This window comes from Vibrio sp. Vb2880 (assembly GCF_033337975.1).
GTDB classification, from domain to species: Bacteria; Pseudomonadota; Gammaproteobacteria; order Enterobacterales; family Vibrionaceae; genus Vibrio; species Vibrio alginolyticus.
The window spans coordinates 55,576-71,070 of record NZ_JAWORT010000007.1 but is presented as its reverse complement, the minus strand read 5'-3'; the positions used below and the strand labels follow the sequence as shown (position 1 = coordinate 71,070).

At 43.1% G+C, this 15,495-nt stretch carries 12 protein-coding genes; 10 read left to right on the top strand and 2 right to left on the bottom strand.

Annotated features, from left to right (window positions below):
* Positions 1 to 2 precede the first annotated feature (2 nt).
* A complete protein-coding gene (locus tag R7M92_RS09955; RefSeq protein WP_005377737.1) occupies positions 3 to 941 on the bottom strand; it encodes a LysR family transcriptional regulator in 939 nt (312 codons plus the stop codon).
* A gap of 411 nt (positions 942 to 1,352) precedes the next feature.
* Here R7M92_RS09955 and R7M92_RS09950 point away from each other — a divergent pair, with 411 nt between their 5' ends.
* Positions 1,353 to 2,123 (top strand): TerC family protein, encoded by a 771-nt coding sequence (locus R7M92_RS09950; protein WP_053350578.1) that lies wholly within the window; start codon positions 1,353 to 1,355, stop codon positions 2,121 to 2,123.
* A gap of 160 nt (positions 2,124 to 2,283) precedes the next feature.
* Positions 2,284 to 2,886: a 2OG-Fe(II) oxygenase gene (locus tag R7M92_RS09945; RefSeq protein ID WP_005377733.1), complete on the top strand. Its 603-nt coding sequence runs from the start codon at positions 2,284 to 2,286 to the stop codon at positions 2,884 to 2,886.
* Between the two features lie 54 nt (positions 2,887 to 2,940).
* Here R7M92_RS09945 and R7M92_RS09940 read toward each other — a convergent pair whose 3' ends face one another.
* Positions 2,941 to 4,206 carry an HD domain-containing phosphohydrolase gene (locus tag R7M92_RS09940; RefSeq protein WP_025766702.1) on the bottom strand — a complete coding sequence of 422 codons (1,266 nt, stop codon included), beginning with the start codon at positions 4,204 to 4,206 and terminating at the stop codon, positions 2,941 to 2,943.
* A gap of 629 nt (positions 4,207 to 4,835) precedes the next feature.
* Between R7M92_RS09940 and R7M92_RS09935 the strand changes: the two genes are divergently transcribed.
* From R7M92_RS09935 to R7M92_RS09900, 8 genes are all read left to right on the top strand, one after another.
* Positions 4,836 to 6,029, top strand: a complete 1,194-nt coding sequence (locus R7M92_RS09935; protein ID WP_318133279.1) for an iron-containing alcohol dehydrogenase — start codon at positions 4,836 to 4,838, stop codon at positions 6,027 to 6,029.
* Positions 6,030 to 6,190: 161 nt separating this feature from the next.
* Positions 6,191 to 7,396 carry an aromatic amino acid transport family protein gene (locus R7M92_RS09930; protein WP_033905238.1) on the top strand — a complete coding sequence of 402 codons (1,206 nt, stop codon included), beginning with the start codon at positions 6,191 to 6,193 and terminating at the stop codon, positions 7,394 to 7,396.
* A 274-nt stretch (positions 7,397 to 7,670) separates the two neighbouring features.
* Positions 7,671 to 8,795 carry an HD-GYP domain-containing protein gene (locus tag R7M92_RS09925; protein ID WP_318133277.1) on the top strand — a complete coding sequence of 375 codons (1,125 nt, stop codon included), beginning with the start codon at positions 7,671 to 7,673 and terminating at the stop codon, positions 8,793 to 8,795.
* 87 nt (positions 8,796 to 8,882) lie between these two features.
* Entirely contained in the window at positions 8,883 to 9,101 is a 219-nt protein-coding gene (locus tag R7M92_RS09920) for a hypothetical protein (RefSeq protein ID WP_005377723.1), read from the top strand.
* 324 nt (positions 9,102 to 9,425) lie between these two features.
* The gene (locus tag R7M92_RS09915; protein WP_005389081.1) at positions 9,426 to 10,190 is read left to right on the top strand and encodes an ABC transporter ATP-binding protein; all 765 of its coding nucleotides are present in this window, start codon (positions 9,426 to 9,428) and stop codon (positions 10,188 to 10,190) included.
* Between the two features lie 11 nt (positions 10,191 to 10,201).
* A complete protein-coding gene (locus R7M92_RS09910) occupies positions 10,202 to 11,086 on the top strand; it encodes an iron-siderophore ABC transporter substrate-binding protein (protein ID WP_005377718.1) in 885 nt (294 codons plus the stop codon).
* Complete coding sequence (gene fhuB, locus R7M92_RS09905) at positions 11,083 to 13,059, top strand: Fe(3+)-hydroxamate ABC transporter permease FhuB (protein WP_258481134.1); 1,977 nt, start codon at positions 11,083 to 11,085, stop codon at positions 13,057 to 13,059. The genes R7M92_RS09910 and fhuB overlap by 4 nt, the downstream gene beginning before the upstream one ends.
* A 200-nt stretch (positions 13,060 to 13,259) precedes the next feature.
* The gene (locus tag R7M92_RS09900; RefSeq protein WP_318133274.1) at positions 13,260 to 15,482 is read left to right on the top strand and encodes a TonB-dependent siderophore receptor; all 2,223 of its coding nucleotides are present in this window, start codon (positions 13,260 to 13,262) and stop codon (positions 15,480 to 15,482) included.
* The last annotated feature ends 13 nt before the right edge of the window (positions 15,483 to 15,495 follow it).

Sequence of the window (15,495 nt, the reverse complement as noted above, 5' to 3'; positions counted from 1 at the left end):
GCTTACGCATCACAGGCATCTAACATGGCGCAGGCGTCGAGTAATTGTTGCTGCAACCATTTTAAAGCGGGATCGTTTAAGCTCGCTTTGTTCCAAACGAGGCTGTAGGCTACCTGTCCGTAATCGAATGGAAGAGCTTGTTCAACCAAACCTTTTGCTTGCATTGCCGCTCTTGCCCAAAGCTTGGAGCATGTGAACAAGTAATCCGAGTGCTGACACATCACCGCAGCTGAACCAAAGTCGGCTACACGCATGGCCAAGTTTCGCTTTGAATGCCTTTGGGTGAGATTTTGCTCAAAATAAGGTTGTGACAGATCTTTATCATGAATACCGATGTGTCTTGCACAAAGGTAACTTTCAACAGATAAGGGTTGCTCAGCGAGTGGGTTCGATGCTCTCATTAAGCAAACCATTTCGTCTTTCAAAATGGTTTTCCAGACCAAGTCTTTATTTTGTGTGGGTGGTTGGCTGAGATCGTGAGGAAGCAACAAAAAATCCACTTGACCTCTTGCTAATGCATCGAAGCTCATTTCCTCTTTCGCATGGACATTCAAGTGCGCGTGGTTGCTCAGTTGTTGGGACAAGTGCTGTAGAACTGGCGCAAAGAGCTCAAATGAACTTTCACGCATTGCTAATGAAAAACTACCTTGATAGTAAGCCGGATTAAAAGAGCCTTGATGTAATAATCCATTCATACTGGAGAGTATGCCATGGATTGATGGGCCTATATGCAGCGCAAATGCTGTCGGCACTAAGCGAGTGCCATCACGGTAAAAAAGGTCATCCTTTAGCGTTTCGCGCAACTGTCCGAGCGTTTTACTGACGCTCGATGGTGTTACACACAAGCGTTCTGCCGCAAGTGTGACGCTGTGAGTGGTTAACAACATATGTAAAACAGTTAGATGTTTAAGGCTTATACGCGAAAGAGCAATGTAGTCCATAAATAGCATGGTTTCTTATGATTTTTGGCAGTATATCAGCATGAAACAAATTTTTACTATTGTTTATCTCGGAAACACGCCTGTTTCTCTTTGAGCTCAATGCATTTAATGGGTTGCATAAGGATTGATGGTGCTTATAAGTCTAGAAATTTATCTTAGTTTTGTTGGACTTTAATGCTTTCATTTATTCAATTCTAAAGCTTCTATGTAATTTTAATCAATTTGGAGGAGTTGATTGATTTGTAAACGAATTAAACTTGTTCCTTGTTAATTAAAATAGATATTGTTTTGTTGATTGTTTGGTGATTTACTCATGATCCCTCAGTAACAAAGGTATAAATAATTAATGGACGACCCCTTTAGTCGACAAAACCCTTCACCATATGTCTTCTTATTATTGGAGACATGCTCATGCTAGAACTTTTTATGCAACCAGAAGCTTGGGCTATTTTCGCCACTTTGTTTGCGCTTGAAGTTGTCTTAGGCGTTGATAACGTCGTTTTTATCTCTGTCTTATGTGAAAGACTGCCGCTGCACCAACGTAAGCTGGCAAGAAGCCTTGGTATTGGTCTTGCTGTTATTGCTCGTATTGGTTTAGTGTTTTCAATCTCTTGGATCATGCAACTGACTCAACCGCTATTTTCTTTGGCGAACCATGCGTTTACCGGAAGAGACGTCATCATGATTGCGGGTGGTGCATTCCTCTTGGCTAAAAGCCTGAAAGAGTTGTGGAGTTGGTTAAATCACAACGAGTCTGCTCACTCAACTCACGCCCGTACTGGTTTAGCGGTAGTTCTGTTGCAGATTGTTGCCGTGGATGCTGTATTCTCGATGGACTCGGTGATAACCGCCGTTGGTTTGACAAGTGATGTCCCACTTATGGTCGCAGCGATTGTTTCTTCTGCTATCGTGATGGTCATGACAGCAGAAAAAATCAATAACCTGGTGTCGTGTTACCCTGGTTTTAAGACACTTGCTTTGTTATTCCTCGTTTTGTTAGGTGGTTTATTGATGGCAGAAGGCTTCGAAATTCATATCAACAAAGGTTATGTGTATTTTGCGATGGCATTCGGCTTAATTCTGGAACTTTGTCATATCCAGTTAAAAAACAAACAACGCCCGACTATTAAACGTCTTAGTCCGTTGCGAGTTCATCCAACCAGATTAGAAGCTCGTCAATAATAAAAGATATTGCCGCTCATATGAGCGGCATTTTTATATTCGTCATCACCTATTTTTACTCTCTTTTTATTTTGTTGTCGTTTCGACAAAAAATCGCATTTGTTGTGGGGTTGAAGATTTTTTATATAGACCGCCCAACTAATATGAGTGAACGACAATAATGGATAAAATGATCGATGCGTTAGCAACCCATGGCTACTACATCTGGGATGATTTTCTTTCTGAACAAGAAGTGGCTCAATTACGAGACTGCATTCCAAGTAACTGGAAAAAAGCGCGTATTGGTCGTAATGACGATGTGACTCGTATTGAGTCAATTCGAAGTGACAAAATTCAATGGTTATCGCCCAATATGGGGCACGCGGTTACTTCTTACTTAGATAAGATGGAAGAAATACGCCAAGAAGTGAACCGTCACTTGTTTCTAGGACTTTTTGAGTATGAAGCTCACTTTGCCAAGTACGAGGAAGGGGATTTCTACCAAAAGCATCTAGATTGTTTTAAGGGCAATGAAAACCGTCGATTGACAACCGTTTTTTACATGAACGAATCTTGGACGGAAAAGGATGCAGGTGAATTGGTGGTTTACGATCTAAATGATAATAAGATAGCAACCATCCCTCCTCAATCGGGACGCTTACTTTTATTCTTATCTGAGCAATTCCCGCATGAGGTTTTACCGACCAATGCTGAGCGGTTCAGCATTGCAGGTTGGTTCAGAATCAATGGTGTGCGAGACAATGTACTTGATATTGCAAAATGATTGGTTTGCAACCTGCACAAAATCAGCATAGGGCGTAGATACGCCCTTTATCGATTAAACATTAGTTGATAGCTCGTAACACTCGGTCATGTTTCGCTCTAGCACTGCATAGACGTCAGAACAAAGTTCTTGTTTAGCGACTTGCTCGCCCATAATCGCGGCGATTTGTGCTTGAGCCATTCGTCCTCGGTAGGGACGGTCCTGAGACAGAGCTTGAAAAACATCGGCAACCGCGACAATACGTGATGGTACATCGAGTTCGTCTCCTGTTTTATGATAAGGATAGCCAGAACCGTCCAAACGCTCGTGATGATTAGAGGCCCACTCCGCTATTTTAGCGTTGGGAAACACTTTGTGTAATGCGAGCTGAGTATCAATTGTATGGCGTTTAATACGCGTATACTCTTGTTTATTAAGAGAGCCTTCTTTATGAAGAATCTCATCTGGTGTTTTTAACTTTCCGATATCATGCACCAACCCAGCAATAAATAACATCTCTTGGTCGTGCTCACAGAACCCAAGCTTGATGGCTAGATACCGAGATAACTCCGCCACTTTTTGCGAATGTTGATAAGTAAATGGGCTTTTTGCGTCAACAATTCGAGCGATAAACATGCCCAAACTATTCATATCTTGGATGGTGAGCTGTTTTTGAAGCCAATCAATGCTTTTAAAGTTTAATCCGATGGTTTCTATATTTTCAGACTCCATCGCGAACCAAAATGCGTCGGTCATAACGAGCTTAACCATTGCCTTAGCCATGTCTGGATTAAACAAAGTTCCAGCGTTTGCCATGATGCATTCTGCAATTAGTTCTTCATGAAGTGTGACAATGTCACAGTGGCAGTTCATGACGTATTTGGAACGCATAAAATCGAGACGATCGGCTAAATAGAGTAGGGCAGCGACCTCTTTTTCAAAAGGCGGTAAATCAAGATATTTTAGTTCACTCCAATGTGTATGGTGGTAAAGAACAGGTGTCGCAAACTGACGCAACAAACGACACTGCTTGAGGCTTCGGTATCCTCTTAAGCAATGTGTTTTTACATCTTGTGGCACCAACTCCTCAAGTAACATTTTATGTTCTTGTGTTTCGGAGACCCCACAATCGTGGATCATCCCTGCGAAGTAGCAAAACTCCGCTTTTTCTGGTTCCCAGTTCATGACCCGAGCACATTGGTAAGCGATGTAAGCGACACGATGGCTATGGTGCGTATCATCAACACCGACATAGTCGAGTGCTCGAGCAACCCAGATAAGTGCTTGTTTCAGATCGACTTCAAAGCCCATGTCCGTATGGGAATGGCAAGAATGATTCATGGTTTATACCGACATTGCTAATTAGCCCACGCTAAACCCAAATCAGAAGGTGATAGGAAAAATTGGGTACGACAGCGAATAGACCCCAAAAAGGTGGGCGTTTAGACATAGTTTTGATTATGGGCGGGATAATAATCCTAGTTGCATAATAATATCACCTGAAGCTCATGGTTAAGAGTCAGATATTTGAACTAAGTATAAGTTTTGAAAGATTATTGTTGCTCTTGTTGACTTATTTGAAAACGACAATAAATCATGATGTAACGCATTCTTATTTTTATTTTTGTAAATCGTGTTCGGGCTCAACCAGAGACACACGGTATTGATGTGTGATTAACAGAATTTATATTGTTGCTTTTGAAGGCAAAAAATAAGAAGACTTCTTCGAGGCTCGCTCTGTAACTAACAGAGTAATAGGTAAAGCAGCTTGTTAACTACATGACAATAGAGCGTCGTTGAAAACATTTTCTCTGTAGCTCATGTCGTTGAGGAAAGATAATAAAATGGTACGGTTTCCCAGTGATGCTAGCCCTTTTAGTGAGATAAGTTTATTGAAAATGTGTGATTGCAAAGTAAGCATAGGTAGTAAAAGTAGCTAGAATGATAGCTCTAAATGAAAAGGATTTCGTATGTTGAAGCATCGTTTATACCGGAGTTACACCGCTGGGTTAAAAATTGCAGCCCATATCCTTCCTATGCCGAGACCAACCTTGTTTTCCGGCCCTGGTTCGATGAATGAGCTATTAGAATCGATGACCGAGCTGGGATTTAAACGCGTTTTGTTAGTTACCGACGAAGGGTTAGTCCAAGTCGGTATTGTAGATAAGGTGCTTGAGGCAGCAGCACAACTCGATTTACAGTTAGATGTTTTCTCGCAAGTTAAGCCCGATCCTACCTATGATCAGGTTGAGAGCGGTCTAGAGGCTTATCATCGTTTTCATTGTGAGGGCATATTAGCTTTGGGTGGCGGCTCTGCAATGGATTGTGCAAAAGTCATCGCTGCGAAAGTTACCAATAAACGGCCAATAAAAAAATTAGCTGGACTATTGAAGGTATGGCGAATGCCAGCGCCGCTTTTTGCTATTCCAACAACGGCTGGAACCGGAAGTGAAGTTACTATCGCTGCGGTCGTGTCAGATCCCTCCTCACACATTAAAACCCCTTTAATGGATCCAAAGTTGGTGCCACTAATGGCAGCTTTAGATGCGAATTTAATGATTGGTTTACCTCCTAAGATCACGGCTGATACTGGCGTTGATGCATTAACCCACGCTATTGAGGCCTATGTATCGAAAAACGCTACTCAAGAAACGATGGCTTATTCGGTTGCCGCTATTAAACTCATTTTTAAATATCTTCCTAGGGCTGTGATGCAAGGGGATGATGTCGAAGCTCGTCATAAAATGGCTATGGCATCCTATTACGCGGGTTTAGCATTTACCAAAGCGAGTTTGGGTTATGTTCATGCCTTTGCTCACACATTCGGTGCGAGATATGGAATACCTCATGGTATGGCAAACGGATTAGCCTTGTTGCCTGTGCTGCGCTTTTCATTATCAGAGATTGAGCCTCAACTAAGAAAGCTCGATGAGTTGACGGCCGAGGGGCAGTTAGGTAACGCAAGTGCTCAGCATTTTTTGGCGAATCTGGAGTCCTTGTTTTCAACTATTGATATTGAGCAAACCAGTGCGCTCATTCAACGTGAAGATGCTGATGCGCTTGTTGATTTAATTCTGAAAGAGGCGCACTGGAATTACCCTGTTCCCAAGTTCATGAACAGGGAAGAATGCACACAGTTATTGTTAAATATCAGTAGGGTGTAAGTTATAGTTTACATGTGTGGTTTTTTATCCTTACACTTTGCTTGATCTTCTGCTAAAGATCCTACAATATCGACGGCAATACAAATATGGTGTTGGTTTCGGTCCGCCGTTGCCCGATCTAATACTGATAATTTCTAATAAAGTGTAAAGATTAATATACAATGAGTCGTTCTAAAGTATTCGGTAGTACGCTAATTATTGCGGGCACTACAATAGGCGCTGGTATGCTAGCGCTTCCACTTGCCTCTGCCGGCATTGGTTTTTCAACTTCAATTATCATCATGCTAGGTTTATGGGCTCTGATGGCTTTCACTGCCTTACTTATGCTTGAGCTTCATCAACATGCGGAGAGTAGTGCTACACTTCATACTTTGGCGAAACAGATCCTAGGTCAAAAAGGCAAGTGGGTGGCAAGTTTTGCGATGTTGTTCCTTTTCTACTCGTTGTGTGCAGCGTATATCGCTGGCGGTGGTGCTCAGTTCGGAGACCGCCTTGCACAATGGTTTGACCTCGATATTTCAGGGCCTACATCAACGATAATCTTTACCTTAATTGTGACTTTAGTTGTGACAGTGGGTACCGGTACGGTCGATAAAGTAAACCGAGTACTGTTCGCGATGAAGCTCATTGCGATGGTTGCGGTGCTTTCTTTTCTTGCTCCAAACGTTACGGAATCTTACTTGTTAAGTATGCCAATCGAACAAGGCCTTGTTGTAGCGGCGATTCCGGTGATCTTTACTTCGTTTGGTTTCCACGGAAGTATACCTGCAATTGTGAATTACTTAGACGGTGACACTTCTTCTTTACGCAAAGCCGTTATTATTGGTTCGACGATTCCACTCGTTATTTATATCTTTTGGCAAATCGTGACGTTGGGTGTGGTTAGCCAAAGTACGCTTGTTGAGAACGGAGGGTTGAGCGCACTGATTGGTCAACTATCTCAGACAGTACACCAATCAAATTTGGGTAGCATTGTTGGTGTGTTTGCTGACTTGGCATTGTTGACATCGTTCCTTGGCGTGAGTTTGGGTCTATTCGAATTTTTGGGTGATACCATCAAAGGAAGTAACGATAAGCCTAATCGTTTGATTGCGGCACTAGTGACGTTTACTCCACCGCTAGGCTTCGCACTTTTCTATCCTCAAGGCTTTATTATGGCTTTGGGCTATGCAGCGATTGCCTTAGCGATTTTAGCCATCTTTTTGCCTTTGGTTATGGTGATCAAGGTTCGTAAATCGGATGATTTTACTGGGGAGTACCGCGTCGCTGGTGGTCAAGGTGCGCTAGTGATAACGGGCATCGCTGGCACTGGCATCGTATTCGCTCAGGTGTTAATTACGCTGGGTGTGCTTCCTGCTCTAGGCTAGTTGTTTAGAACGTTCTTTGAATAACCTCTAGTTACTGAATCCATCGTAATCAATCTGTATTGTTAGGCCAACGAGTTTCGCTCGTTGGCTTTTTTAATCTGGATCAAATTACCGTAAGATATCCGGTGAAAAAATTGGTAGAAATGTGCTTTTATTTCGTACACTTAAGTTGTGGTATATCGATAATTTAAGTGGAGAAAGCCGCTCAAAATACCATTGAATTGACAACACAATGAGCTTCTCTTGTTTCTCTGCTTGGGTGTGGAGGTGAAGTATGGCGCACCGGAGTTTTTACCCGTTTGCAAAACCGCTTAATGAGCAACTGCAAACGCTAAAAGGCAGGATGCAGGCGCACTTGCCATGTATTGATAGGGTGTCATTTGCAAAATATCACCCAGACCAAGATGTGCTCAAATCATTTGCAGAAAGTGAGTTCGACACTTGGTGTTTAGCCCATCACGAATCAGCATTTCGTAAACTCCACCACCTCAATATTGCCTCCAAAAACGCGGTTCCTCGTATCGTCGAAGACCTTCATGATATTAATCACTGTCCTCGGGTTCAAATTTTACTCAAACATGGATATCAGTCGTCGGCTGCTATTCCTTGTTATGACAACAAAGCTTTTACTGGTTTTGTGTTTTTAAATTCCACTCAGCCCAATGCGTTTAGCTTAGAAGCGTTGAATAGTCTTAAACCTTATTTCGAAATGATTCAATTTGCGGTTGAATCAGAGACTCAAGTAGTCAATGCGATAGAAACGCTAGCGAACCGAATGCAATGTATGATGCCAGGCTATTCACCTGAGTATTACGCGCATACCAAACGCATGAAGTACTACAGTCAAATTATCGCAACGCAGTTAGCGGATCGTTATCACCTGAATGACGAAATGGTCGAAGATATTGGTATTTTTGCTCAGTTCCATGCGCTCGGTGATAGTCAGCTGCCAGTTGAAATTGCTAGCCGCCGAACAAATTACTCTCAAGAACAAGAGGCGATATTGATTCAACATATTGAGCGTTGTATCGATTCAGCGGATGACATAGTTGCCCGTATCGGAAATCCGGTTCACCCGAGTGTGACTTTGTTTTTGCAGATGGTTACTTATCAGTACGAAAACTTAAATGGCACTGGTTATCCTTATGGTTTAACCAATGATGATATACCAATCGCCGCGCAAATTACGGCTGTCGCGAATGCCTTTGATTTTATGACAACGCACCATCCGTACAGACAAGCGTGGTCCATCCCATACGCATTGTTAGAACTTGAAAAATGGGTATATCAGGGATGGTTATCTCGAGAATGTGTTGATGCTCTGCGAGAGCATCAAGGTTATATAAAGCAAATCATCCACAAATATCCCGAGCACTATACAGGCTTGGGGTTAATGTGAAGAGCAGTAACAAAGTTGAAATATTGACGAGGAGGAATATTTAAACAATACTGTTTTTATATACAGTAATAAGTTTGGAGGTGAAGTATGTTGTGGGAAACCCTTGAAAGAGTAAACCGCTTACGCCAACAAGCACTTGCAAATCCTGAGTTTGTTGAGTCGGCAAAAGAGCACGAACAAGCACTTCAGGAGCAAGAATACCATTATCAAACTAAGAAAAAGCGTTCAGCCAAAGACAAACAAGGTAAAAAGTCGCTGGCCGATATCTATAAAGAAGTAGAGTTTGGCGCTGACGCTCGTCATTAATGTATTCACTGCGGCATTTTTCATTTCTTCATACGCTGCAGTATTCGTTCAAATTTATTCGAGAGCAGTGTGAGACCGCTGCTCTCGTTGACCTGCCTATAATTTACTAATGAAGTTCAGCAGAGCAAATTATCACTAACACTTAGCAATTCTCTCAATGATCTTGTTTATGTAATGATAATGACAACGGTTTGCATTTGTATCTTTGTTGTTATATAAAACCTCCCTTATTAATCGTTCTGTTGAATAAGAACGGCAAACGTGATCAACGAATGAGAGCTTTGAATAACTGTTATTCGTAAATGGCTATTAGGTGAAGTAGGGATGTTGGAAGCTAAAGCACTCCAGTTTGAGATTGAAGGCAAGTCATTGCTAAAAGCGTTTGATGTGACATTTGAACCCGGAAAAACATACGCCCTTGTTGGACACAATGGTTCAGGAAAATCCACATTGTTAAAGTTGCTGGCACAGCAACAGCAATACACAGCTGGTGACGTGGTTCTGCATGGAACGAGCATTAACGATCTCTCAGCGAAAAAATTCGCCCAACATATTGCCTACTTGCCTCAGCATCTTCCGGTGACCGACAGTATTTTAGGTCGAGATTTAGTCGGTTTTGGTCGTTATCCATGGCATGGTTTACTTGGACGTTTGAGTAAGAAAGATCACGACATTGTTGAAGAAGCAATGGCGATGACAGGCACACTAAAATACGCAGATCGCTTAGTGGACACGTTATCTGGAGGAGAGCGTCAACGTGTGTGGCTAGCTATGCTGTTAGCCCAAAAAACCGAGTATTTGCTTCTTGATGAGCCTTTGTCTGCGCTAGATATCAGCCATCAAGTAGATATGTTGAAGCTTATCTCTAAACTCAGTCAAGAACTGGGTTTGGGCGTTATTATCGTATTACACGATATCAACTTGGCTGCACGATTTTGCGACTACATCGTTGCATTACATCAAGGTGATTTGATTGCACAAGGCAATGTTGAACAGGTGTTTACTGAACCTAAGTTGAGGGACATATATGGGATAGAGATGATGATCTCTGACCACCCTGCGGGTTATCCGGTGGCGATGCCAAGCTAAAGGTTGGAATAATGAGCAGTACAAACACTCGACTTAAACACTTCTCTTTCGCTCTCTCACTTAGTGCGCTTTTGGTCAGTTCTTTTCAAGCACTAGCTGACGCATCACCTCGGGTGATGTCGGTTGATTGGACACAAACTGAAACGATGTTGGCGTTAGGGGTCGTACCTGTAGGCGTTGCTCAAGGGCAAGATTACGATGCTTGGGTAAAATCGCCACCGTTACCACCTCAAACGAAGGATGTAGGGTTAAGAACTCAACCCAATATAGAGCGCATTTACGAGCTCAGACCTGATCGTATTTTTATTGCCCCGTACTTCTCCTCAATGAAGCATCGCTTAGTTGATATCGCCCCGGTTACCACCATTGACTTATATGAAAGCGGGATTACGGATTGGTCGGTACTTACCAGTTTCACTCGGAGGTTTGGTGAAGAGCTGGGAAGAGAGGCGGAAGCAGAGGCGCTTATCCAACAATATGAAAAACGTTTGTCTTTATTAAAACAGCGTATAAATAAAGGCCAGCCGCCACTTCTAATGATTCAGTTTATGGATACAAAGCACGTTCGTGTTTTTGGTCAAAATAGTCTTTACTCTCAGGCTATCGAAAAGATTGGGCTGAGTAATGCATGGAATGAAAAGACGAATAGCTGGGGCTTTAGCCTAGTTGGCATCGACAAGTTAGCTGGCATAAAAGCTCAAATTGTTATCGTAGAGCCATTACCTTACGGTGGAGCGGAGCAGCTCTCTCAAGACCCATTTTGGCAATATGTTGTTCAACAATCTGGTGAAAAGGTCATGCAAGTCGCACCCGTTTGGAGTTTTGGTTCTATGCCTTCAGCTCTCCGTTTCGCAGAGTTAGTTACGGCGAGTAAGGTCGAGGAGTTAACACAATGAAAACGATGCCTTTAAGCTTTGTGGTGTTACTTTCGGCATTTACCTTTTCTATTGGTGCTTTCCAATTGTACCAAGTAAGCTCATTTTCGTTGGCTCTAAGCAGTTTATGGGAGCCTAACTTTCAATCTATCGATTCTGTTTTACTTCACTTTAGCTGGTGGCCTCGAGTCTTCACCACGATTATATCTGGTGCTGGATTAGCGGTTGCTGGGGTATTGATGCAGCAAGTGCTGCGTAACCCTCTCGCTTCACCCACGACACTTGGTGTGGCGAGCGGTTCAAGTTTTGCTTTGATGTTAGCTACGCTATTCGCACCTTGGATGTTGGATATCGCGCCTAATTTGGTTGCTCTCATCGGCGGTGTGATATCGATGGGGTTGGTGATGCTGTTGTCATGGCGACGAGCGTTATCTCCAACGGTTGTCGTCGTTTCTGGGTTAGTGATAAACCTGTACTTTGCATCATTAAGTACGGTTATTCTGATGATGAATACCGAAAAGCTGAATGGGTTAATGATATGGGGAGCCGGTTCGCTTGTTCAGAGTGGATGGGGAGATTTCTCGTATCTTGCCCCTCGAATCGCACTTGCTACGGTCGTTGCATTTGTGATTGCAAAGCCGTTAAGTCTGTTGGAACTCTCCGAGCAAGGTGCCAAGAGTTTAGGTGTCTCGTTAGCTAAGTTGCGTTTTGTCTGTCTTGGGCTTGCGGTGTTAATCACTTCTTGGGTGGTTTCTGCCGTAGGAATCATCGGTTTCATCGGGTTAGCGGCGCCAGCGATTACTCGATTGATAGGTATCAATAAAATCCAGCATAAGCTTTGGGTATCAATGCTGATTGGTGCCATGTTATTGACTTTAACCGATTTGGTTATTCAGCAACTGCCAGGGCTAATGGCGAGTTTTATACCAACGGGAGCAGCAACGGCTGCATTGGGCGCTCCGTTACTGTTATGGCTGTTACCTCGTTTATCACAAAAGACGCAGGGCCATACTCAAACAGTGTTAACTCGACATCGTGAACATGTTTACAAGCTAAACCCTAAAGCGATCTCATTGGCGTTGATCGGCACGTTAATTTCTGTTGTTCTTTTTGCCACGGTTGCTGTGCAAAATGAAGGGTGGGCAAACTTATTTTCTAGCCAAAATTGGATTTTTTTGGAGTGGCGCGCACCTAGATTATTTGCAGCAGCAATTGCGGGGGCAATGTTAGCGATTGCTGGAACCATGATTCAACGCCTAAGTGGAAACCCAATGGCAAGTCCTGAAGTGATCGGTATCAGTTCAGGGACAGCGATGGGATTGATCATCGCGATGTTTACTGGGTTTGGTTCGTCAATTTTCACTCTTTCTCTAGGCGGGCTCGTAGGTGCATTAGCGACGGTATTAGTCATTGTGCTGCTAAACCGTAAGTCAGGCTTTCAGCCGGAGCGTATTTTGTTGACTGGTATTGCGATAACCGCACTGATGAATGCAATACAGAGCTTTATTCTAGCCACTGGTGACCCAAGAAGTTATCAAGCATTGGCTTGGTTGTCAGGGTCTACCTACTATGTCTCGGTTGAAACGTTACTCCCGTTGTCTTTATCTGCGCTTGTCTTTATAGGGTTGAGTTTTCTCTGCGTAAGATGGCTAGATATTCTTCCTGTCGGTGCCGCTTCCTCTAAAGCGCTTGGAATTCGAGTTGATCGTTCACGCGCAACACTGCTTCTTTTAGTTGCTTGTCTCACGGTCAGTGCGACATTGGTTGTTGGTCCGATTAGCTTTGTTGGGTTGTTGGCTCCGCATTTAGCTCGCTTATTTGGTTTTAACAAAGCGTCACAACACATGTTATGCGCCGCGATACTGGGGGCAGGGGTGATGTTGTTGGCTGATTGGTTGGGGCGACAGGTCCTTTACCCGCAAGAAATACCAACAGGGCTTATGGCGTCTCTCATTGGCGGTTTGTATTTAATGTGGGGTTTACGCCGCTTATAGAGATGAGCTAAGCCTCAACCAAGAAAGTACTTATACAAATAAGCACTCGTAGTGGCATTCGTAACCTATGCGAGTGCTTTATGCAAAACCTCTGGTTTGTCTTTTACGGAAACAACTGGCGATGCCGTAACTCGCTTTTCTTTCAGCGGTCGCTGAAGTCATGAAGGGTTGGTTTGGCTGCCGACAAAAAGGAGAAGAATATGACTCGGCAGTTTATGCTGACACCAACGTCGATGGCGGTTGTATTAGCTTTATCAACGCCAAATGTCTTGGCTCAGGAAGATGAAAATATAGTTGTGATTGGACAGCAGCAAGACAGTGCAGTTGGTCCGGATTTTAGTTATCTCGGAGCGAAGAGTCGGGCAGCGACGAAAACTGATATTGCTATCAATGAGACTCCAAGAGCGGTGTCTGTTGTTACGCGAGAGCAAATGGATGATCGTGCCTCTATTAGCATTTCTGACGCGCTACAGTACACACCAAGCATTCAAACCAATTATTTTGGCGAAGATAACAAGCAAGATTGGTTTATTATTCGTGGTTTTAAACAGGCGAACAGTGGGTTGTATCAAGATGGTACCCGTTTATATTCTTCTGGCTTCTATAGTTGGCAAATAGATCCGTTTGCGTTAGAGAGGGTTGAAGTTTTACGTGGTGCAGCGTCTGTTCTTTATGGGCAAAACCCTCCAGGTGGGGTTATCAATCTTGTCAGTAAGAGACCTCAATTTGATGGGGGGTCAGGACTTGTATCTTTGGAGTACGGTTCTGAAGACCGTAAACAACTTTCTCTTGACGTAAACTCTGAGGTGAGTGAGCAGCTAGCTTTTCGCTTTCAAGGGTTAGCGAGAAAAAATGGGACGAGAATTAGTGGGGTAGAAGCAGAGCGCATTCTTTTCTCTCCATCGATGACGTACAAATTTAATGAGACGTCTGAAATTACCTTTCTAGCGAGCTATCAAAAAGACGACTCAGATCCTTATCTGCAATTTTTGCCAGTTGAAGGAACGTTAACGCCAAACAAAAATGGAAAGATCAGTGATAGTTTAGCGATAGGCAATCCTAACTGGGAGACGTTTGAGCGTGAGCAGGTGTCTTTAGGCTATGAGTTTTCTCATGCATTTAATGATACCACTTCATTTGCTCAAGCAGCTCGTTACAGCGAAATGGATGTTAAGCTAAGACAAATGTATTCGTACGTTTACTCGGCTGACGTGCCTGCGTTGGGGCCGGTTTTGGACCCATCAAATGAACGCAAAACCATACTTCGGGGTGCTTCAACAGAAGATGGGTCATCTGATGCTTTTAATATCGATAATCGTTTGATGCACCAAGTAAATTGGCGAAGTGTTGAGCATAACTTGATGTTGGGCATAGATTTTCAAATGATCAGTATCGATGGTAAAGATTTTGCCAATGACCCTATCGTTGCTAATGGTAATGCATTATTAAACACACCAATGGGAGCTTTGCCCGATCCTAGGTTTAATGTATTTAATCCTACTTATTCGGATAACATAATGTTACTCGATCCGAATACGCTACAACCATTGAGCGAAACCGATAAACAAAGAACGAAAATCGATAATCAGCAGCTCGGCGTCTACTTTCAAGATCATATGCTGATCAACGATAAATGGGCGATGTTATTGGGCGCACGTTACGACGATACAAGTAATGAAGTACATAATGTTACCACGGGTGCTCGCACGAAAGTCGATCATGGAGAGTGGACGTTTAGCGTGGGAACGGCTTATATTTCTAATTCTGGCTTCACGCCATACTTTAGTTACTCTCAGTACTTTGATCCAATTATTCAAGAAGACAGCAATGGTAAGCCAGCGAAGCCTGAAAGCGGTGATCAATTTGAAATCGGTATGAAATACCAACCGGATTCATTTGATGGCTATTTCAATATTGCAACGTATCGGGCAACAAAAGAAAACTTGGCTCGTATCTACTTGAGTGAATTAACGCAAATAGGAAAAATAGAAAATAACGGCGTTGAGTTTGAAGCTGTAGCTAATGTGACACCATCCTTAACATTGATCGGGAACATTGCGTACGTTGATGCAGAGATAAAAGAAGACATCAATAAGGCATGGGTTGGCAAAACACCTTCCCAAGTGGCGAATACCGTATCATCAGCTTGGGCACATTATCGTTTCTTTGATGGACCTCTTGATGGCTTTGCTGTTGGCTTAGGCGCGCGCTATACAGGTGAGTCATACGGAGACAATGAAGAGAGACTAAAAGTACCAAGTTATTTCTTAATGGATGCGACGGTCAGTTATCGAATCGGCGATTACAAGCTACAAGTCGCAGCTAAAAACATCGCGGATAAAAAGTACATAGCGACATGTGATGGTTTTTGTTGGTATGGCGACCGACAAAATGTTATTGCAAGTTTAACTTACGACTGGTGAGTTAACGTATAAA

Excerpts from the sequence above, each read along its gene's own strand:
- R7M92_RS09955 (WP_005377737.1), bottom strand. The coding sequence starts at position 941 with ATGGACTACATTGCTCTTTCGCGTATAAGCCTTAAACATCTAACTGTT.
- R7M92_RS09950 (WP_053350578.1), top strand. The coding sequence starts at position 1,353 with ATGCTAGAACTTTTTATGCAACCAGAAGCTTGGGCTATTTTCGCCACT.
- R7M92_RS09945 (WP_005377733.1), top strand. The coding sequence starts at position 2,284 with ATGGATAAAATGATCGATGCGTTAGCAACCCATGGCTACTACATCTGG.
- R7M92_RS09940 (WP_025766702.1), bottom strand. The coding sequence starts at position 4,206 with ATGAATCATTCTTGCCATTCCCATACGGACATGGGCTTTGAAGTCGAT.
- R7M92_RS09935 (WP_318133279.1), top strand. The coding sequence starts at position 4,836 with ATGTTGAAGCATCGTTTATACCGGAGTTACACCGCTGGGTTAAAAATT.
- R7M92_RS09930 (WP_033905238.1), top strand. The coding sequence starts at position 6,191 with ATGAGTCGTTCTAAAGTATTCGGTAGTACGCTAATTATTGCGGGCACT.
- R7M92_RS09925 (WP_318133277.1), top strand. The coding sequence starts at position 7,671 with ATGGCGCACCGGAGTTTTTACCCGTTTGCAAAACCGCTTAATGAGCAA.
- R7M92_RS09920 (WP_005377723.1), top strand. The coding sequence starts at position 8,883 with ATGTTGTGGGAAACCCTTGAAAGAGTAAACCGCTTACGCCAACAAGCA.
- R7M92_RS09915 (WP_005389081.1), top strand. The coding sequence starts at position 9,426 with ATGTTGGAAGCTAAAGCACTCCAGTTTGAGATTGAAGGCAAGTCATTG.
- R7M92_RS09910 (WP_005377718.1), top strand. The coding sequence starts at position 10,202 with ATGAGCAGTACAAACACTCGACTTAAACACTTCTCTTTCGCTCTCTCA.
- fhuB (WP_258481134.1), top strand. The coding sequence starts at position 11,083 with ATGAAAACGATGCCTTTAAGCTTTGTGGTGTTACTTTCGGCATTTACC.
- R7M92_RS09900 (WP_318133274.1), top strand. The coding sequence starts at position 13,260 with ATGACTCGGCAGTTTATGCTGACACCAACGTCGATGGCGGTTGTATTA.